Here is an 18,446-nt window from a genome sequence, read left to right as displayed (position 1 = left end):
TTAGATGCTTTAAAGACCAAAGTTATCTTTAAAATGGCCTTGGTTCTTCCAGGATGAATTCTCCATCACACAGCATTCAAATACTGTATTCAGGCCGTCATCTGGAAATTTAAGGGCATCGTTGCCTATACGAATGATGTTACCGATGAGTTCACGGGCTAACTGAGAATTACGCAAGAAACGCGTAAAGAACTCATTGCTGATATGTTTGCCCAGGTTATAAGCAAATTCAAGCAACGTTGCATCGTTAGCAGTCAGCACCGCACCAGATTCAGATGCGTAATAAAAAACATTCTCTTGGCAACCGAGGTTTTTCATTGCGCGGAGAAACAACATTTCTCCTTCCATATCCATAAGGCGAAAAATTATATCAATATCAGATTCATCGTTTACGACAGCACCGACAGCATCATAAAGTACGGCAGCGGGAGCTTGTTCAAACTCATCACGTTCGTAATTCATCAACATACGGTTTTGTGCGTTATTAAAGCTATCAATATGATCTGATTTAGCAGTAGTTGAAGTATACATGAGTGACTCCTTAGAAATTTTCTACCAGACAGTTTGTTCTTTCATGAAGTCAGCCTCATTCGCTATAAAGCGTTTTGCTTCATTCATCGCCGCATCGAAATGTTTATTACCCAACTTACGTCCTAGATCAGTTATCTGTTCAACAAGAAGAGCACATTCAGGGTGAGTAAATCGTCCACCACCTTGGCAGTAAGTTAAACGAGTAACCAGCATTAATGCCTTCGACTCATTTTGTGTTACATGAAAGATGGTTTTCTGAGTTCCTATCCCTCGTTCGTTCAGAATATTAATGGTATCCATATCGGCGAGTAGTAACCTTAAGTCCTGCAAATCTCTATCGATTGAATGAGGTCGCAATGACATATCGCCAGACACAAAACCATAGATATCCTCGGTTTCAGAATGAAACATATATACCTCGATAAATTAAATGAATTAGAAGATACCCGGCTTACACCGCAATAGAGCATTAAATATCTGCTCACGAGCCTCAGAAGGATTTACTTGTTTTGCAATTCCTTCAATCCACTCATCAACCGGCAATCGGGTAAAATGATGGTCTGTATTGCGAATCCTGATTGCAATGACAGCCCAGTGAGCGAGAGCATACTGAATATAATGCTTATCGCCTTGTGCAACTTCACCGCGTATTCTGGCGGTGCGGTTGTTATACTCTATCAACGCGCAGCCACTCATACAGACTCCAGTTATTAATCTATATAGTTAAAAGACAATTCCATCATCAATCGCCGTCAGGCTTTCGATCTTTGAAATGTCGATGAAGTTAAATCGTCGTACATTGTTTGCAGTAATAATCCGACCGTCATTAAGCTGAATGATCTCACTTTCTTTATCAGAACGTGATGGCCATGAAGCGATAACAGAGTCTTCAGTAATTACATAATGCCGACTATTTGATATAAACAAAATGCATGGGATATCCATTAAATGAGACTCCAGACATTCAGTCTTTAAAGATTAAAATTCTGTAGTACCAATCCATACATCATTAATATATGCATCGGCCCCAAACTCAACACCACAAGGCTGTACTTTATCCAGGGTTTCGAACGTCCATCCTTCTTCAGGAGGCCATTGGAAAAGCAATGGCGCTCCATCCAAATATTTTATGGCGAGAACCCCATGACGAAGAGGTGCGAGGATATCTGTTTCACCGGGTCTCACTTTAACCCAATAATGAATCATGATGTCACCTTTATTGATTTACCCGAGGAATGAATTGGGTTTGGGTGGTTATATCAGACATGAGTTCATAAATCTTGTATGGCCACCAATTTGAATCCATATCACGGAAGAAATGAACCTCAGTGATATCGGGACACATCGGATGCCATAGGTTAAAAACCATAAGTTCAGATGCCTCAACCTCAATGAACTGATTGATTGAGGTTTTCCTGAACTCATTCGTGGAAATAAACCCTATTAGATCCTCCAATTGATTAAGCAATAAACCCGCTTGTAGCAGTTCAGAGGAACTATCGAAGTCATGTTTTAAAATATTCATGTTAGTCTCCAGCGTGGCACGAAAAAAACGCTGACCGAAGTCAGCGTTTGTATTATTACAGAGGTTTATTCTTAAGCGGCTTCGCAGCCTCTTTAGGATAAGTGTGATAAAACGCTTTTCTGTATTTTTCGTATCCAATACGTTGGGATGCAACATGTTCCATATTAGTGGGAGCAGTAAAGTGATGACACGCAATCAGTCTTGCTTGTTTTGCCAATTCACTTGACCACTCGTGCAGGATTTCCATCCGGGTTTCGAATGGATCAAGACCCGCTATTTTGCAGCAACTCGTAAATGAACATAAGTCTTCCTGATTTTCTTCCGAACAAATCCAGAGGATTTCATCCACACGCTGCTCACCAGTACTACGGTATGCAGTCATGATATATATACTATCCCGAATTATTTCGTAAGCCATCTTTGATGAAAAACGAAGTTCATAATTATGTTCTGAATCGGCTGATATCAGATCATATTCACTTTCAGTGGCATCGAAAATACTCATGAATGAGAGTTGATTTTCGTGAACCACTTTAGATTTTGCGGTTGCAGACATAATGATCACCTTTAAAATAAATTAAATTAATTTAGAAAGCTAAAACGGAAATTAAAATACAGATTAAGACATGAGAGCTTTACGGGTTACTTCAAAGAGTTTGCTACGTAAGGCAGAAACAGAACCGACAGAAACACCGGTATCACCAAAAAGACTTTTCATCATGCGGTCACTGGCATCACCGAAACCGATGCCAATAACGATGATGTCATCATCTTTAGCGCTTTGTATCATCGCTCGCGCAGAAGCCATATCATCAGGCTGGCCATCAGTTGCTATAACCAATACATGGCGATCCGCTTTAGCTGACGTCAGGTCTGCAAGTGCAGGCCATAACGATTCGCAAAGAGGAGTACAGCCTTGCGTACCAATACCAAACTGATGAGTTCCTATAGCTGTCCGTAAAGTTTGCTCCCGTCCTTTTAACAGACCTACGCTATTATGTGCGGCGTGTGGGAAATGGTATGCCGAGGTAGTTACCCCCTGAATACCATCGAGCGCATACAACATTGATACAACAGCGGCTTCAGCCTCTTTAACCGACCGGCTCATTGACCCGCTAGAGTCCAGCAGGATAGTAAAAGCAGAACTGACATCTACTGCCTTGGACTTATGTTTAAAAAGACGCGTATTGCCCAGCATGGCACTGGTAACCAGTCGAGAATCAAGCTTACGACCAGTTTCACGATGTGTTCTTCTCACCGCTCTTACACCCTGTAACAACCCATGAAGTGATTGGCGTAACCCGGTAGCCATCTGCACCCCTAAACTTACGGATGCATTACCGGTATCGTGCCGCTTCGCAGGTGCTACTGAATATGGAGTAGGTGAAACGATACGTTGATGCGGGGGTACTTTGTCTTTGATTAACTGATTGAGCTTATCTGAAGTGTTCTGTCCAGTACGGCCAAGGTCATTCGATGTGGTTCCTTCGAAAGGGTCTTTACCGCCCTGGGACATGTTAACGACAGAAGCTTCACCCGAAGCATTTGAGCCCGGTTGGGAAGCTCCGGCTTTGTTGTCTGAAGTGGTCAACAAAAACTGGCCACCGAGTTAGAGTTTTTCCAGTATCGATTTTCCGATTCGTTTGGGGGTAACCCACCGTTATATTCGTGCGGTCTTAGTGCGCTGTAATATCCAACGATATAATCCGTTATGGCGTGAGCTGCCTCGCTGAAGCTTACGTAACCCACCACCGGTATCCATTCGTTCTTCAGACTTCTGAAGAAGCGTTCCATTGGGCTGTTATCCCAGCAATTTCCGCGCCGGCTCATACTCTGCCTGATCTGGTATCGCCACAATAACTGCCGGAACTGCCTGCTCGTATAATGACTGCCCTGATCGCTGTGGAACATCACCCCGCCGGGCTTACCACGGGTTTCCCATGCCATTTCCAGCGCTTTCATGGTGAGCCTGCTGTCCGGCGAGAACGACATGGCCCAGCCCACTGGTTTTCTTGCGAACAGGTCGAGAACAACGGCGAGGTACGCCCAGCGCTTACCCGTCCAGATATAGGTCACATCACCGCACCACACCTGATTTGGCTCGGTCACGGCGAACTGCCGTTCAAGGTAGTTAGGGATAGCAACATGTTCATGACCACCACGTTTATACCGGTGAGTCGGCTGCTGACAGCTGACCAGCCCCAGCTCTTTCATGAGCCTGCCAGCAAGCCAGCGTCCCATCTGGTAGCCTCTCCGGGTTGCCATTGTGGCGATGCTTCTTGCTCCGGCCGAACCGTGGCTGATGCCATGTAGCTCAAGTACCTGACTGCGTAATACAGCCCGTCTGCCGTCTGGTTTTTCAGGACGGTTTTTCCAGTATCTGTAGCTGCTGCGATGAACCCCGAACACATGGCAGAGTGTGACCACAGGATAATGCGCTCTGAGTTTCCCGATTATCGAGAACTGTTCAGGGAGTCTGACATCAAGAGCGCGGTAGCCTTTTTTAATATTTCATTCTCCATTTCAATGCGTTGTAGCTTTTTCCTCAGCTCACGTATTTCGATTTGTTCTGGTGTTATCGGAGAGGCTTTTGGTGTTTTGCCCTGACGCTCATCACGCAGTTGTTTGACCCATCTTGTCATTGTGGAAAGGCCAACATCCATAGCTTTGGCGGCATCTGCCACCGTGTAGTTCTGGTCAACAACCAGTTGAGCGGATTCGCGTTTAAACTCTGCGCTGAAATTTCTTTTTTTCATTGGAGCACCTGTGTTGTTCTGAGGTGAGCATATCACCTCTGTTCAGGTGGCCAAATTCAGTGTGCCACTTCAGTCACCAGAGTCGGAAGCAGGAGTATTACGATTAGCTGACGTTGACGATGAGTTATCGTTTTCATCATCGCTATCGTTTTGCCCATGTTCTTTATCTGGTGCGCCACCGGTATTACCATCAGGATCTGAAGAAGGCCCATTCTGACCGGCTGACGATGACGGCGAGCCGCCATTACCGCCTGAACTTACAGTCTGGCCATCCCCATTTTTGTCAGAACTGTCGGATGACTGGCCCGGCTCTGACGAACTGTCATCGCCTTTGCTGTCACCATAATCAGCGCCCTGATTATCATCCTGCGGAGGTTCTTCTTGCTCATTAGTTTCGTTAAATGCATCTACTGCGAGGTCATATAACCGACATGCAACTTCAAACACCTTTTTAATCGAGGTTGCTTGTACTGCTTCAGCCATAACCGTCATAGCTTTGTCGTACAGCTCCAGCCCGAAGATGCGTTCAAAGTCTTCACGCACTTGCTTTGTTGGGATAGTTAAACCGTTGAAGCGGTTCAAACCACAAGTAAGCAGGGTATCCAGAAATACCGATGAAGCTTTATCACAGGATTCCGCTTCTTCACTGAACAAAAAATGATTCAGTGAATTGAGATACTTCAATGTACCTGGATAGCGACAACTCATCGCACGTTCAATGCGCAAATCTTCGCAAAGATTGACCAGGTGTCTAAGTACCTCAACGTTGTATTTATCCGACTCCATATGCTCTTGAATGAATATCTTAAGATCACCAAAATCAGTGAAACGGATATGTGCTGCTTCATGTACGGCATACCCTAATAACGGATTTGCCAACATTTCAGCGTCCTTGAAGAATGGAAGGTTAATAAGAAAACCAGCACCAGTCTCCGTAGCATATGCTTCATTGCCGCCAACAGAAACATTAAGACCAATCTGAGAGCTTAATGCACGTGCGACAATAGGAAGGGAATTATAAATACCCATATATACCTCACAATAAATTTAAATAGATTAATTAGAAAAAAGGCCCGGAGTGGGCCTTTTATTTTTAAAACACCATTATTGTTTCGTCATCATCGAGTGAAGACGAAATTACAATTTCAGGCTCTTTTCCATCAATGACTTTTTCAGAATCCAAACCCGAAATAAGAGCTGAGTCTGGCAGAGAGCGGGGTACAATCGAATCACCGCCCAAAAATGAATCATCATCGACTATAACCGCACTAAACGCCGGTATTACAGCGTCATTAACAATTCCATGCTCCTGGGTATCGGACAAGTCGTTAACGTCAGTATCAGCCGACGTATTAACCGGTTCGATTGCCAAAGACGTATCAGCTGAACCATTGATTTCTACCAGAACAGATGGGGCTTCAGCGAGTGAATCAACGCTTTGCAATCCGATCGGATCTTCTACTACCACAGCAGATGCAAACGCATCTGTATGCGGAGGAGGAAGCGTTTCTACCTGAACCTGAGTTGCCGAAATGGCCGCTAAAGTCATGGCATCATCATCTCCAATAAGGTTCATTGAAAGTGATGGGTCAATCGCATCGTTACCATCTGTAGTACTGGCTGATGACAGCAGTTCTACAAACTGTTTTGCATGAATTGGGTCGCGTAGGTTATTGAGGAGAGAGAGAATGTCGTTATAAGGTTTGCCCGTCACTTTGCCGGTTAGCGGAATGTCTTTCATTACCTGATTAACATAGTCGCTAAGAGACTGGACGCTTGGTGCGATGAAAGCTAGGGAAGCGAGTTTATCGCCGCAGCGGCGTAAAGGATTTAGTGTGTGCTGAGAAAACGCATCGGGGTTCCTGTTTTTAAGGAAACCTTCAACAACATCAGCCACATCCTCATAAACTTCATCCGCTAAACTTTTAACTTGCCCAGTTAAACCATCCTGAATGACACTGTTACCATAAGGTGTGATATGAATCGCAGTAAAGCCAAATTGTATCTGGCTATCCATATAAGACAAATCGATCGCAGCATCACGCAAAAGTATAGAGCGATACTTTTCTTCAAAAGAATTAATCCAGCTATTAAAATCAGCTTTCATAAATTCCTTTTTGTAATCGTAAAACTCGCCCTTAAGTACATTCAGTTTACCAATTAAATCATTAACCTTGTCGGCTGGAATTGCATAGCCTCCCATAAATTTAATACCCGCTTCAAGACATAAAGCGTGAGCTGAATTCTTCTTGCGGGTAAATGGATTGATGAGTTGTGGGTCAATGATTTTCTTGCTACCTAATGAAACAAGTACATCAGGTGGCAAATCAGCACTGTTACCAAGATCTTCTCTTTTCAGCTTACGACGACCACTAATACTGGTGATATCAGAAAGAGAAACGAGAATAAGTTGTTCCAGAACCTGAGTGGCATTGGATTTGATAGTCATGACATACCTCATTAATTTAAAATTGATTTAAAAAGAATTAAAAAACCCCAAGCGGGGTTTTATTTAAGTGCTTCAGAACCGAATACAGCTTCAACGATGAGATGCAAAGATTTTTTATCATCTGCTGATGCACGATTACCAATCTGATAATCGAAAGCTGTTAATAATGCACGTGGCATCTTTGCAGCTTTCATCATTGAGTAGCGGTCAAGCCAGGCCACCAGCGAACGAGTTGAACACGTTACTGATAAACGAGTGTCGGGAAGAACACCGTCCGGGAGTTTTGCACTGTTAGTATTGACACTAGTGTCAATTTCACCGGTGATATTCTTGCCTACAAAAAGACCGCGAATCATATTCGCAACGTCAACAAATTTCTCCGCGACTTTGGTGTCGGGGATATATTTGGTAATCAATTTAGTCTCGGTTTCTTTTGGCATATAGTCAGCAGTGATAAACATATAGCGGTCAAGGTTGGCCACATTTAATGTTTTCACACCGCCATAAACGCCAGTAAAATCGCCCTGACCAATTGAGTTAGCCGTTGCAACAAATCTGAAGTTCGGGTGCTGTTTAATTACCTCGTTGGTTTCAGGAATAACTAAATTCCCTCCTTCGAGGATGGCGTTAAAGGCATTGGCACAGGATGGGTCTAATTGATCGTACTCATCGAGTAGGAAAATCAGTCCATACTTGTACGCCAGCGTCAGTGGGCCATGAACAAAAACAGTCTTGGTATCACCGGTCAGTTCATTACACTGAAGCCGGAGACCGCCAATGAGATTGTTAATATCCAGGTCTTGTGAAGCTGTAGTTTTCATGACAGGCCAGTTAAGTCTTGCTGCTACTTGTTCGACAACACTGGTTTTGCCACAACCTGTTGGGCCAGAGATCCACAGAGACTGATTTTGTGGATAGTTAATCCACATCAGTACAGATGAACGCAAATACGCTTCAAAAACATAGTCGTCATTCTGTTTAGGCACGAATGCACTAAATGGATTGGCTGAGTCAAATCCCTGGAACGGTTTAACTTTATCCATCTGATGATCTGGAACAACAATACCAAATACAGAAGGGTGGACAGGTGTAGAGCGCGCCATGATTTCAACAGACAGGTTTGCGAAATTAGTAGTCATGATATACCTCATTAAATTAGATAGATTTAAAAATTAAAAATTAATTAAGAAGAATGATGTTATGCAGCAATATCAGCACGTACTAAATCGACATGCTTATAATTGCGGCTAACACTGCCACTGTTATCAACACTGGTAACCTTTGGTGCATACGTTACATAAGAAACGATGCCTCTGGCTCTCAATGCAGAGACCAGAACAGGCATAAAATAGGTTTTGGCATAAACAAGTACACCATCAGCCTTATATTTATTACAGAGTGATGTAGCGATTTCAGCAAATTCTTTAGCTTTATCGGTCATAACATCTTCTGAAGGACAGGTATTAAAGGTCAACAGTTCACGTAATGCGTGTGATACTTGCTGATCGACATCAATAACGCCCATTTCCCGTTGTTCTGGGGATGCAAGATATGCAGTCATATTTACAAGAAACATGATCAGACTCCTCATTTAAAAAGATTAGTGAATTAGATGAATTAGGCCTTGCATGAAGGCTGAAGTTAGGTACTAGTTTCAGTTTGGGAGTGACTGAGGCACTTGTTGTTGTCTACGTGACAACAAAACACCTTTTTCGACGGACAAAAAAGCCTGCCGCTTATGAGAGCCGCAGGCTATCGAATTTGTTTAGGCGAAAGAAATCCTTGTGAATACCAGGAGGTATTCAGGAGTGGCTTGAGCGCCGAATTTAGAAGGTGTTTAAAGGCAGTTGCCTGAAGTTAAGCGGACTAAGCCGCTATTTAAAGATAATAAAGGATGTGTAATTGGTCAAGCAAAAAAAAAGCCCAGTTTTAAACTGGGCTCAATAATTAAAAAACAACGTATTGTTGGGCTGAGTCTGTCTCTTCTGCACCAGGAGATACCAGTACGGAAGTGTCATCCAAAGGAATGTAGACAGTATCAGTCAGAGTTGATTTATATTCATAGGTACTTAACGAATTTCGTACCGATGACTGACCGTAACATTCTGGATGATGTTTGGGGTCAATAGATAATTTATCGCAGATTCGTTTGTAGCTCGGTTTTTCCGGTACGCGAGACTGAAGAAAACGAAAGCCAAAGCCATCGATTCTAACCAGCTCGTTATAGGAAAAGCCAATAGAAGCACCTAGACCCTGGATCAATAAATTGACCGCGTTCTGGTATTCTTCGAACTGCTTTTTCTTTAAAGCCAACTCTTTCTCCATCTGCTGCAATGTTCCAACTTGTCTGGCTATGTCTACCACACGAGCTTCGAGGTCGTCTGGAAGCTTAAAGCCTTGTGTCTGAGACATGATTTCAGGGTCAGAGATAAGCAAAATATCTTTTTCCTTATCAAACGGTAGAGCTGTTTTTGTCTGAACCTTATTCCAGAAGTATTCGCAGGCAACCTGGACTCGATAAAACGCTTTCTTCGAAGGCATAATTTTAAAGACCTTGGTCTGGTCAGTGGCCGACCAAAACACAAGATACGCCTGGGGTGCGCCTGTTGTCAGCAGCTGGTGCTGAACTTGCCAGTAGTAATAACGGAATTCTGGCGATTTGGTTTCAAGCTGAAGAATAGAAAGATGTTTGCTCTCGCAAAGATTCTTTATCTCAAGGATTGAACCATCGTCGAACTGCCCATCCAGCGAAGCAATCATGTAAGGATACTTTTTGTTCCTTACACAGAAAGGCAGGGCGATTTGTCCAATCTCTTTTTCGCAGTAACTTCTGGCAAGTGCTTCAAGCTTTTTACCAGCATCAACCTGTTTAATGACAGAAAGGTCTTCTGCCTTAATCAGGCCAGCGTATTGCAAATAGAGTTCGTAGGGCGTTTTAGTTGCACCAGCCTCCTCTAACAGAATAGGGGAGCATGTTGCTGTCACACCAGTTTTACGCCATTCGAGCCATTCCTTTGAGCCCTGCACAACATCAACGACTTCATAAATGTCAGACATAATGATCACCTTAAGATAAATTTAGAAAGTTAAACCGGCAGTTTCCTGCCGGATAAGTTAAGCGGCCAGAAGATCTTCAATAAGACCTTCTACCATTTCTTTTAGAGGGGGAAATGTCACATTGTTGAGAGCGGCATTGAGCCTCACAAAATCAGATGTATTAACAGCCTCAAGATATAACTTGTGTATTTCCATTGATTCGGCTTGGACTTCACCGACCCATTTGGCCGCGTCGGTTTTAAACTCACCCTTACCCATTTTTTCGATGAAGTTAAGTACTTGAGTAAAATCGAAGCTACCTACTGCGTTAGTTAAATGATTTTTGAGAAGTGACCGACGGGATTTTTCTAAAGATAAGCGAGCGAATGCCAGCTCACTTTCATTCAGATCGAAACTGCTTTTTGCATCGTTTAAAATAGTTTCGTATCCAAGCGTCTTTTCTGCCCGGCTTACTAACTTTTTAATTCTGCGTTCAGCCCATTTTCTGACCCCGGGATGCTCAGACATTTCTTCATTGGACTGCCCATTGGTTTCTCCGGGTGGAGGGAGAATATCATCAGCCGAACCATTTACGTCAGCTGGAGGTGTATTTCCCTCAGCCGTATCGTAAACATCGGTTGGTGTATTGCTCTTGATGTCCTGCTGCTCGGTTGAATCAGGTTCTTCAGGGAGCTTATTAAACTCACCTTCAATAACTTTATCATCAGACTTTGCAGTTCGGATTGTAGTATCCGTATTACCAGCCGTCCTGGCTTCTTGTCTAACCTCCATTTCAGCTTCAGCAGCTGCGACGGGTATTGTTGCTGTACGGAAACCTTCACCACCAGCAGTGTTCAGATATTCAATCATTGAACTCAGGCGAGTACGGTTACCAGGAATTAAGTGTATGGTCTGCTTAATAGCTGACTTGAGCACCATCTTCCAAGGGAACTGAGTCCACGGTGAATACTGCCGTTTCTCCACTTTTGCCCAAGATTCGGATTTCGCCCGAGATTGAGCTAAATCCTGAAGGTCAATGAAAAATACCAGATGACGTCCATCCTTCATTAAATAGTCGACATAAGCCCCCCTGAACATGCCTCGATCTCCTAAAGCACCCTGATCGGTGTTTGTGAGAACGAGTCCCCCTTTATAAGCAAAGGGGTCAAATTCGTGGTCTGGGCTGGAACGACGACCATTGGTTTTAAATGAGTCCTTTTCAAAAACTAATTCAGCCACAATGTCTTCGCATAAACCTTCATCGGTGGCCATCCTGCTGAGCCCAATATAGGACACGTCAAGAATGACACGACCATCGCGTGGAACCAGGTAAGCCTGCTTCTGCGCCGGGTCAAGAGTAAGGCCGCTACTTGCAAGCTGAAGGAATGCTGTTTCGAAGGACTTTGGATTATTAACTGCTATGTCAGCCAAGTAGTTATTATTGTTGACAATATGTTTTGCAAAAACGCATTCACGTTCGAATGAGATGTGAGGTGAACTGGAACCTGCGGATGCAAACATCTTTTCGAGCGACAACATATGTCGAGCAATGCTGTCTATCTTAACGACAATATCGGTGTTCCCTTTATTGTTGTTTGAGAATGAACCAGAACTACGTGATTTATTTGAGTACATATATACCTCATTAAATTAAATAAATTATAAGATTAAAAAAGAAGAAGGTTGCTGAGGAATCAGCAACCAGTCATATCAACCGCGAACTGATGAATATGCGTTAGTTAAAGTTACTTGCCCGGAGGAGCTTAATTTTTCATTAAGTTTCATACGAGCTACAATAACGGCTGCTGTCGAATTATCGGCTGGCAGATTTGTCCAGGCTTGCATGTTGACAGGGTGCTTAGAGGTTGCGGCTTGCGGACGTGATGTCTGCACGGCTCTATTCTTAGCATCCAGCTTCGGCGAAGCTTCTGGTATCTTCTCTACTGAATTTTTATTGTTGTCTGGTGATACAGACTCTTTTCCAGGGTGCAGCTGCTTTTGCTCGGCATATACTGTTCTCCATTTTTCAGAAGCAGTTCTTACCTCTTCATCAGACATTTTCTGCCACTTCATATCGTCCTTAAGTTTTTGCGCTACTTGAGGGGATAGCGAAGTGACGGTTGATGTAGATGGTGGCTTTACAGTTTCATTTGCACGGGTATCTATTGATTGACCAGTCTGAATGATTCGAGCCATGAAAACATGAAACTCAGTCCTCATTTGGTCAATACCATGTTTTGTATAACGGAATGATCGAGCTAATGCTTCGATATACAGTTCGGTATTCATTTGAATATTATCGCGTAGAAAATCCGCGACTTTACCAAATGCTTTTATCGAATAGAACTCGGTCTGAGACTTGCCGCTAATGGACATGTCACAGCGCAAACGGAAATAAATATATGAATCTGCATTGTTAGATGCAGGCACATATTTAGGTTCTATCGCAACAATACCCTTTGCTCTGGATTGCATAGTTTATACCTCATAAATTTTTAAATTAAAAAAGTTAAAATGATTTAGTGCTATAGGCACAAAAATTAGAAAGATTTGTGAAGCATCCAGTTAGAGTGCTGGACTCACTGTATCCTCAACAAGAGGAAAAACACCTTTTTCGACGGCGCAGAAAACACGATGCATGATGCACCGTGTGTCGAATTCTATGGGCGTAGGGAAGCCGTGCGAATGAACTTATTCATTCAGGGATGGCGCGTTGCCGAAATAAAGAGTGTTAAAAGAAGTTAAGCGGGATGCCCGCGATATAAGATTATGATACGACGTTTGGTTGGTCAATCCAGAAAAGAAAAAAACCCAGCTTTCGCTGGGTTTTTATAGGGAGGTTTAGCATAACAAGCGTTCCAGACGCTTCCATGTTTGGATTGCCATGTCGGTTGAAGCATCTGATATCTCTTTATAGAGATCAGTATTTCGCCGTTCATAGTAACCTGGAAAGGTGAGCCTATGCAGGCAATCATCTAACTTTGAAAGATCTCCAAAGTCGTGAGCGCCTACATTGATTTTTGCTCTGATTGCCAGTATATCTCCCTCTATTTTCATGAGCTCAATGAGCTCATGCATTTCGAAGAAAATATTAGACTGATAACGACCAGCATGTTCTTCGCATTCGATGCTATCGCATACGTCACATACTTCAGCGTTACAGGAATGATAACCGCAGTGATTACACGTATAAGAGAATCTCTGGTTTATTGCCCCTGCAACACAGTCTTCATAAATCCGATGTCGGCAGTCTTTCCCACAATTTTCACACTCTGCAATCATTGTGTAATCATCCAGTTCCATACCACCCGGCTCAATGCTACTACCATAGACAATTGTCATAATATACCTCATATATTTAAAAGATTAAAAAGTTAAGGCTTATAGCCTGAATTAAGAATATTTTAGCTTTCGGCGAGTACTTGCATAACCCAAATGCCGCGACGTTTTTCGTTAAGGAGAGTACGATACCCTGTAACCTTACCGCTTTCGTCAAACACTTGTGCTTTGTCGGTTCTTACTTCAGACTCTTTCCAGACTGAAACAATATCACCAACTTGTGCTCCACAAGTCTCAACAGCATTTTTGAGCCCAACAGCCCAAATTTCATGGTCTTTCCCACCACTACGTATTGTGACTAAATACGATTTATCGTTATTAGGATCGTGTTTCCAGTTTTCGAGACCGTGGTAAACAAGCTTTCCTTCAAAACGATGGTTTGCATATTTGGCTTTGTCATTATTTGACCCAGCCCGAGAAACACCTTCAACCATGTTTCCATTAGTTGCTTCATTAGATTTTTTCCCAGACTTGGTAAAGAATGAATTATAAATAACGAGTAAAGCAACAACTACACATACAGTCGCGGTAACAAAACCGAGACCAGTGAACAGTAAACCGCGTTCCGTTATAAAAATTGCCAGCCAGATTGGGCCAAGGAATCTGATATATTCGGCACGGTAATACACAGCACCAAAAAATACGATACCTGCCATTAATGAGATTGGGTCAGACATAGATCACCTATAAATTTAGAATGCGAAAATTTAGCTACCTAAAAGGTAAACTAAACGGATGTACACAAAACTGCACATCTGTTGATTCGCTGGAGTTAAAAGGATTAACAATTTTTTTTGTTTGGGATTGAGAACCAAAATACCCGTTTGGGTAAGCAAAGAGACATGTCAGGTTTAACCTAAACACATCAGAGATGCTCGGGCCTGTAGAAGGCGTAGTTAACCCGGGAGGAGGTCATCCGGTGGGCGCTGGTTGAGCGCGAAATTAACTAGGAAGTTGTGCTGATGTCCGTCAGCTCGGTTCTTATTCATTTAAGCATATTGGTTTAATTTTTCAAGTCGGTTTTTCATGGTCATATTGCAGCCATTTTTCAATGACAACTATCCTGAGTTTTGGCCTAATCAATTGGCATACAAATTAACTCCGAGGTTCTGTTATGGCTAAAGCACCGGTACAAACCGTAAAACAAGCTAAAAAGAGTGGGGCTCAGGATAACCGAACCCCTAACTCTCGTGTCGAATATTCCAATCCTGAAGCTGTCGTGAAATTTACTCTTCACACCCAGGAAGGTATTCGGGTACAGTCCCGTAATTTTAACATTATCTCCCAGGCTCTCTTCAATCTGACCAATAACAGCCGAGCCCTTGAACGGCTTGGCACTAAATACAGTGGTGCGATTGAACGTACACTGAAGGCGGTTAACGAAGTAATCGACATGCCTGAGAAAGAACTGGAAAATAACATTGCTATTCTGAACCGTGCGGTAAAAGAAGAAGAAGAACGCAGCAGCCTCAATGAAGTCGGGTATACCCATCCAAAAGAACATGAGGTTCGCATCAGAACGCCGCAAGCGCTGCGGGTTATCCGCATTATTCAGAACTTTGATAAATTGCACCAGATCATCGATACCCTCTGGTTAAATAACTGTTTTAATCAGGATGAGGTCGAGGAGTTTAAGTCTCGTCTTCATAATCTCATTCGTGATCTGGCAGCATCACTCAAACGTCACGCGCAGGCATCTGCTGATGAGCTTAATCAGGCCAATGGCCGGGCCGCTGAAAAAGAATTGGCTGGAAGCACTGAGACAGAACCTACCCAGGTAGACCAGGAAACAAAGGTGTTGCAGGATGCCAGTAATGAAGCGAATGATGATCAGAATGAGGCCATTAAACGGCAGGCTTAATTCAACGAAAAACAGAAATTAAAAACCCTGCATTGCAGGGTTTTTTTATTACATTGTGCGGCAACAATCTACCCACTGGAAAATCATGTAGGTGCTGTCCTGGCCTTTACCGGTTGGATAACGGAAAGGCCCACCTTGCCATTGGTATGGGGACTCACCGACCTCATGACTGTTTTTTGTCTCCGGGGTAGGGTAGAACATATTCAATTTGTACTGTTGCTTTGGCAACGTTGGGTAAATCTTGGAGCGACAAACAGTATCGTTTCCCATCGAACGGTAGGCCAGTCCACGACGATGTTCTGCGGCCAGCATACGGATCCCGACCAGGCTGGTTGTTCTGGGGGCATCCATACTCCGTACCGATCCAGTTAAAGGATACTGCCCACCCCAGGAACCGGCACACCACCAAAGTGAGTCTATTGGCTGTTTACCTGCAAATTGTGCCGCTGCTTCACCGGCGCAAGCCTGCATTGCTATCACGTTAGCCACAGCTGCTGATTCCGGGTTCTGGAAGAATGCCAGCATCGTATTATTCCAGGTCGGGTCAATCTCCGTGAAATTAATGATATCAAAATCGCTGTATGGGTCGGCATTACATTGACCGGGTAGATACATATCCAACATTCTTAATAACGGCATAGCATACATATGTGCGTTGTAGAAACTTATTGAGAAACGCTCCCGCTGTTCCTCGGCTGCTCCATCGGTCTGCGGGCCAAACTGCAAATCATTACCAAGGTCGAGTGTTACCCCTCCTAGGGATGACATGCACCCGGGTGTTCTCGTTAACTCGATGAGCTTTCTCGGTTCCCACATCGCGGTCAATACACCCGGGTGATAGACGTTCAATCCATCCTTACAGGCACATACTGTCCCTGATGCTGCATTGTCAGGTGCAGTACCTGTCATCGACAGATTAATACCGGCAAGCTTTATCGGGAAAATACAGTTCCAGCAAACATCCGTAATGAGTTTCGCTGATAAGACTTGGTTATCATGACAGACCTTGTTCTGTACGGGTGATGAAACGTCAGCCGCAAAAACCGGCATAGTAAAAGCCAGACATGCGAGCACCAGGGTCTTGGGTGATTTCAGAACTGAGAGAATTTTTTTCATTTCAGCTCCTCAAAATCTTTGCGTGAATATTCATCATTAATGAATCGCTTACTGTCGGCTGTCACAACGCTGGGCACGTTTATCAAACCATAATGTTCGGCCATGCCTGGCTGAATCATGTATAGCCTTGCGAAGTCACCGTATTCTTTCTTGGTGTCACGGAAGGTCTGCCAGCCATCACCATACACGTTTGTCGTGACCAGTATTGGCGTGAGGGAGGCTGGTGTATGTTCAAACTGATACCTGGCGAACTGGCGTTGCCATTCTTCACGTGCATCGAAAAAGATTAGCTTGATGGTAAATGGCATCACAGTTAGCGGGTTAAATCGCCCCCGTTTTGCAACGATATCGCCGTTAGGTGAAGTAATGTTTTGAGGGATAATGACCGTCGGATCGATGGTTCTGGTAGCTCGCTTTGTCGCTTCCGGGAATTCCTGGAAAACCTGGCGGGGCCAGTAGTTATCAATGGCCTTTTTCTTCATGCCATCAAAATCGAGTTTAGCGACACTCTCCTGTAGTTCATCAATAAGGTTCTTCTCTACGACCCCAACAGCGGGCCCGGCCACACCAAGGTCGCCGGTCTTGTCTTTCAGGTACGCGATGTCATAGATGCCTGTCACCCTGGCCACCAGCTCACCATCTTTTTCATGGATAATGGTCGGTACAGAACTAACGTTGTAGTTTTTGAATACAGTTGGATCGAGGTTTACGGCCAGAGAAGACTTGGAGTCGAAGGAAAGTTTCTGCCAGTGGGTAAGTTCATCAAGCAGGTTCTTTTTATCTTTTGCCCCCTGGACAACCAGAGCGATATCCGTGCGTCCATCGTATAACTTGAGAATGTCGGTGATTTCAGCATCGCTGAGAGACGCGGAGACGAGAATATAAATAAAATCACCGGCTGGCTTATTTTGTTTCTCGTTAGTCATATCAGACTTTGCTAACGCTCCTCTTACCGCATCATCGACTAGTTCATCTGTATTTTTATACTCGGGCATTTCACCCATCATTTTTCGATTATCTTTAACCGTGTCAGTAGCGCGGTCGGCAGTGGCATTTTGATTATCACGAGCCGCTTTTATGAGACTGTCAATATCTTTCATTTCAGTTGCAGATAATTGACGCTTAGCTTTTTGAATGTCAGTGACTGAGTAGTTATTAGCCGGTCTTGTCGGAATATTATCTAAGTTGGATACCGGTCTTGACGGCAGATCACTTAAATAGATACCAGTGTTTTCGGCCCAGACTGGAGTGAAAACAACAGCGGTTACAAATGCCAATATCGAAAGTCGAAAAGGTGTTTTTTTTACCATAATGGATACGCTCGGCCTATAATTTGTGACTCGTCTAATGATCCCCAGTACCTGGAATCAAAACTGTATCTGGTGCGCCCCATCATCCACAGGCGACCATTCGGTACGACACCACTACGCGTTAGCTCCTGTTCGGTATGGCCAGATTCTGCTGCTAATGCCAGTCCCTCACCGACCATAGAGCCGTTAATTGCAGTCTCTTCGGGATCAACGGAGACTGTGTCTCCCGCAATGCCATCAACAATTTTCAGCCCTTTGCCATATGGTTGCATTAGCTCAGAATGAAAGGCGTAAATTTTCCCTTTGACGATTGATTTGTCCATTTTATCGACGAGATATATTCGGTACGGAGGAAGACATTGGTTATTTTGTGGATCGATACCAATCTCATACCGGTTAAGCACGTATAGCGTCAGCGGTGCGGTTAAGAAAATAACAACGATGCTGAAAACAATATGTTGCCTCCAGCTTCGCTTTTTACGAAATATTAAGCTCCATACTGATTTGGGTGTATTCATTCGCC

General features: G+C 43.7%; 22 protein-coding genes. 1 reads left to right on the top strand and 21 read right to left on the bottom strand.

What is annotated here, in order from left to right; translation table 11 throughout:
- Positions 1-9 precede the first annotated feature (9 nt).
- The 18 genes from HV302_RS27080 to HV302_RS26995 form a co-directional block, all read right to left on the bottom strand.
- On the bottom strand, positions 10-531 hold the full coding sequence (locus tag HV302_RS27080) for a hypothetical protein (RefSeq protein ID WP_007372245.1): 522 nt from the start codon (positions 529-531) through the stop codon (positions 10-12).
- Positions 532-552: 21 nt separating this feature from the next.
- Entirely contained in the window at positions 553-942 is a 390-nt protein-coding gene (locus HV302_RS27075) for a hypothetical protein (RefSeq protein WP_016241575.1), read from the bottom strand.
- A 24-nt stretch (positions 943-966) separates the two neighbouring features.
- Positions 967-1,227, bottom strand: a complete 261-nt coding sequence (locus tag HV302_RS27070) for a hypothetical protein (RefSeq protein WP_016241576.1) — start codon at positions 1,225-1,227, stop codon at positions 967-969.
- 27 nt (positions 1,228-1,254) lie between these two features.
- Positions 1,255-1,476: a hypothetical protein gene (locus tag HV302_RS27065; protein WP_007372244.1), complete on the bottom strand. Its 222-nt coding sequence runs from the start codon at positions 1,474-1,476 to the stop codon at positions 1,255-1,257.
- A gap of 33 nt (positions 1,477-1,509) precedes the next feature.
- Positions 1,510-1,737 (bottom strand): hypothetical protein, encoded by a 228-nt coding sequence (locus HV302_RS27060; protein WP_016241577.1) that lies wholly within the window; start codon positions 1,735-1,737, stop codon positions 1,510-1,512.
- Between the two features lie 10 nt (positions 1,738-1,747).
- Complete coding sequence (locus tag HV302_RS27055; RefSeq protein ID WP_016241578.1) at positions 1,748-2,056, bottom strand: hypothetical protein; 309 nt, start codon at positions 2,054-2,056, stop codon at positions 1,748-1,750.
- 55 nt (positions 2,057-2,111) lie between these two features.
- Positions 2,112-2,612: a hypothetical protein gene (locus tag HV302_RS27050; RefSeq protein ID WP_016241579.1), complete on the bottom strand. Its 501-nt coding sequence runs from the start codon at positions 2,610-2,612 to the stop codon at positions 2,112-2,114.
- A gap of 63 nt (positions 2,613-2,675) precedes the next feature.
- A complete protein-coding gene (locus HV302_RS27045) occupies positions 2,676-3,647 on the bottom strand; it encodes a VWA domain-containing protein (RefSeq protein ID WP_326928787.1) in 972 nt (323 codons plus the stop codon).
- A protein-coding gene (locus tag HV302_RS27040; RefSeq protein WP_094461488.1) for an IS3-like element IS911 family transposase occupies positions 3,644-4,812 on the bottom strand; the annotation gives its coding sequence in 2 pieces (ribosomal slippage) (positions 3,644-4,563 and positions 4,563-4,812; 1,170 coding nt in all). Before HV302_RS27040 ends, HV302_RS27045 begins: the two co-directional genes overlap by 4 nt.
- 69 nt (positions 4,813-4,881) lie before the next feature.
- A complete protein-coding gene (locus HV302_RS27035; RefSeq protein ID WP_326928786.1) occupies positions 4,882-5,841 on the bottom strand; it encodes a hypothetical protein in 960 nt (319 codons plus the stop codon).
- A 64-nt stretch (positions 5,842-5,905) separates the two neighbouring features.
- Positions 5,906-7,261 carry a DUF3150 domain-containing protein gene (locus HV302_RS27030; protein WP_016241580.1) on the bottom strand — a complete coding sequence of 452 codons (1,356 nt, stop codon included), beginning with the start codon at positions 7,259-7,261 and terminating at the stop codon, positions 5,906-5,908.
- A 59-nt stretch (positions 7,262-7,320) separates the two neighbouring features.
- A complete protein-coding gene (locus HV302_RS27025; RefSeq protein WP_007372241.1) occupies positions 7,321-8,400 on the bottom strand; it encodes an AAA family ATPase in 1,080 nt (359 codons plus the stop codon).
- Positions 8,401-8,459: 59 nt separating this feature from the next.
- Entirely contained in the window at positions 8,460-8,837 is a 378-nt protein-coding gene (locus HV302_RS27020) for a hypothetical protein (protein ID WP_007372240.1), read from the bottom strand.
- Positions 8,838-9,208: 371 nt separating this feature from the next.
- Positions 9,209-10,318 (bottom strand): lambda-exonuclease family protein, encoded by a 1,110-nt coding sequence (locus tag HV302_RS27015; RefSeq protein ID WP_007372239.1) that lies wholly within the window; start codon positions 10,316-10,318, stop codon positions 9,209-9,211.
- Positions 10,319-10,375: 57 nt separating this feature from the next.
- Positions 10,376-11,932, bottom strand: a complete 1,557-nt coding sequence (locus tag HV302_RS27010) for a recombinase RecT (RefSeq protein ID WP_007372238.1) — start codon at positions 11,930-11,932, stop codon at positions 10,376-10,378.
- 75 nt (positions 11,933-12,007) lie between these two features.
- Positions 12,008-12,772, bottom strand: a complete 765-nt coding sequence (locus HV302_RS27005) for a single-stranded DNA-binding protein (RefSeq protein ID WP_016241581.1) — start codon at positions 12,770-12,772, stop codon at positions 12,008-12,010.
- A 366-nt stretch (positions 12,773-13,138) separates the two neighbouring features.
- Positions 13,139-13,639: a hypothetical protein gene (locus HV302_RS27000; protein ID WP_016241582.1), complete on the bottom strand. Its 501-nt coding sequence runs from the start codon at positions 13,637-13,639 to the stop codon at positions 13,139-13,141.
- A gap of 62 nt (positions 13,640-13,701) precedes the next feature.
- Positions 13,702-14,313 carry a hypothetical protein gene (locus HV302_RS26995; protein WP_009653893.1) on the bottom strand — a complete coding sequence of 204 codons (612 nt, stop codon included), beginning with the start codon at positions 14,311-14,313 and terminating at the stop codon, positions 13,702-13,704.
- A 437-nt stretch (positions 14,314-14,750) separates the two neighbouring features.
- Here HV302_RS26995 and HV302_RS26990 point away from each other — a divergent pair, with 437 nt between their 5' ends.
- Positions 14,751-15,497 (top strand): AcaB family transcriptional regulator, encoded by a 747-nt coding sequence (locus HV302_RS26990; protein WP_009653890.1) that lies wholly within the window; start codon positions 14,751-14,753, stop codon positions 15,495-15,497.
- Positions 15,498-15,545: 48 nt separating this feature from the next.
- Here HV302_RS26990 and HV302_RS26985 read toward each other — a convergent pair whose 3' ends face one another.
- From HV302_RS26985 to lepB, 3 genes are read right to left on the bottom strand one after another with little or no spacing between them, the layout of a single operon-like run.
- Positions 15,546-16,613 carry a TraU family protein gene (locus tag HV302_RS26985; RefSeq protein ID WP_007372234.1) on the bottom strand — a complete coding sequence of 356 codons (1,068 nt, stop codon included), beginning with the start codon at positions 16,611-16,613 and terminating at the stop codon, positions 15,546-15,548.
- A complete protein-coding gene (locus HV302_RS26980; RefSeq protein ID WP_016241583.1) occupies positions 16,610-17,923 on the bottom strand; it encodes a TrbC family F-type conjugative pilus assembly protein in 1,314 nt (437 codons plus the stop codon). The genes HV302_RS26985 and HV302_RS26980 overlap by 4 nt, the downstream gene beginning before the upstream one ends.
- The gene (gene lepB / locus HV302_RS26975) at positions 17,917-18,441 is read right to left on the bottom strand and encodes a signal peptidase I (protein ID WP_007372232.1); all 525 of its coding nucleotides are present in this window, start codon (positions 18,439-18,441) and stop codon (positions 17,917-17,919) included. The genes HV302_RS26980 and lepB overlap by 7 nt, the downstream gene beginning before the upstream one ends.
- Positions 18,442-18,446 lie beyond the last annotated feature (5 nt).

Origin of the sequence: Citrobacter sp. RHBSTW-00859, assembly GCF_013729795.1 — a bacterium.
In the GTDB taxonomy this organism is placed as follows: domain Bacteria; phylum Pseudomonadota; class Gammaproteobacteria; order Enterobacterales; family Enterobacteriaceae; genus Citrobacter; species Citrobacter braakii.
This window is presented reverse-complemented; position numbering and strand designations above follow the sequence as displayed.

Bases quoted from the DNA above. Each gene is read 5' to 3' on its own strand.
- HV302_RS27080 (WP_007372245.1), bottom strand. From the start codon at position 531: ATGTATACTTCAACTACTGCTAAATCAGATCATATTGATAGCTTTAAT.
- HV302_RS27075 (WP_016241575.1), bottom strand. From the start codon at position 942: ATGTTTCATTCTGAAACCGAGGATATCTATGGTTTTGTGTCTGGCGAT.
- HV302_RS27070 (WP_016241576.1), bottom strand. From the start codon at position 1,227: ATGAGTGGCTGCGCGTTGATAGAGTATAACAACCGCACCGCCAGAATA.
- HV302_RS27065 (WP_007372244.1), bottom strand. From the start codon at position 1,476: ATGGATATCCCATGCATTTTGTTTATATCAAATAGTCGGCATTATGTA.
- HV302_RS27060 (WP_016241577.1), bottom strand. From the start codon at position 1,737: ATGATTCATTATTGGGTTAAAGTGAGACCCGGTGAAACAGATATCCTC.
- HV302_RS27055 (WP_016241578.1), bottom strand. From the start codon at position 2,056: ATGAATATTTTAAAACATGACTTCGATAGTTCCTCTGAACTGCTACAA.
- HV302_RS27050 (WP_016241579.1), bottom strand. From the start codon at position 2,612: ATGTCTGCAACCGCAAAATCTAAAGTGGTTCACGAAAATCAACTCTCA.
- HV302_RS27035 (WP_326928786.1), bottom strand. From the start codon at position 5,841: ATGGGTATTTATAATTCCCTTCCTATTGTCGCACGTGCATTAAGCTCT.
- HV302_RS27030 (WP_016241580.1), bottom strand. From the start codon at position 7,261: ATGACTATCAAATCCAATGCCACTCAGGTTCTGGAACAACTTATTCTC.
- HV302_RS27025 (WP_007372241.1), bottom strand. From the start codon at position 8,400: ATGACTACTAATTTCGCAAACCTGTCTGTTGAAATCATGGCGCGCTCT.
- HV302_RS27020 (WP_007372240.1), bottom strand. From the start codon at position 8,837: ATGTTTCTTGTAAATATGACTGCATATCTTGCATCCCCAGAACAACGG.
- HV302_RS27015 (WP_007372239.1), bottom strand. From the start codon at position 10,318: ATGTCTGACATTTATGAAGTCGTTGATGTTGTGCAGGGCTCAAAGGAA.
- HV302_RS27010 (WP_007372238.1), bottom strand. From the start codon at position 11,932: ATGTACTCAAATAAATCACGTAGTTCTGGTTCATTCTCAAACAACAAT.
- HV302_RS27005 (WP_016241581.1), bottom strand. From the start codon at position 12,772: ATGCAATCCAGAGCAAAGGGTATTGTTGCGATAGAACCTAAATATGTG.
- HV302_RS27000 (WP_016241582.1), bottom strand. From the start codon at position 13,639: ATGACAATTGTCTATGGTAGTAGCATTGAGCCGGGTGGTATGGAACTG.
- HV302_RS26995 (WP_009653893.1), bottom strand. From the start codon at position 14,313: ATGTCTGACCCAATCTCATTAATGGCAGGTATCGTATTTTTTGGTGCT.
- HV302_RS26990 (WP_009653890.1), top strand. From the start codon at position 14,751: ATGGCTAAAGCACCGGTACAAACCGTAAAACAAGCTAAAAAGAGTGGG.
- HV302_RS26985 (WP_007372234.1), bottom strand. From the start codon at position 16,613: ATGAAAAAAATTCTCTCAGTTCTGAAATCACCCAAGACCCTGGTGCTC.
- HV302_RS26980 (WP_016241583.1), bottom strand. From the start codon at position 17,923: ATGGTAAAAAAAACACCTTTTCGACTTTCGATATTGGCATTTGTAACC.
- lepB (WP_007372232.1), bottom strand. From the start codon at position 18,441: ATGAATACACCCAAATCAGTATGGAGCTTAATATTTCGTAAAAAGCGA.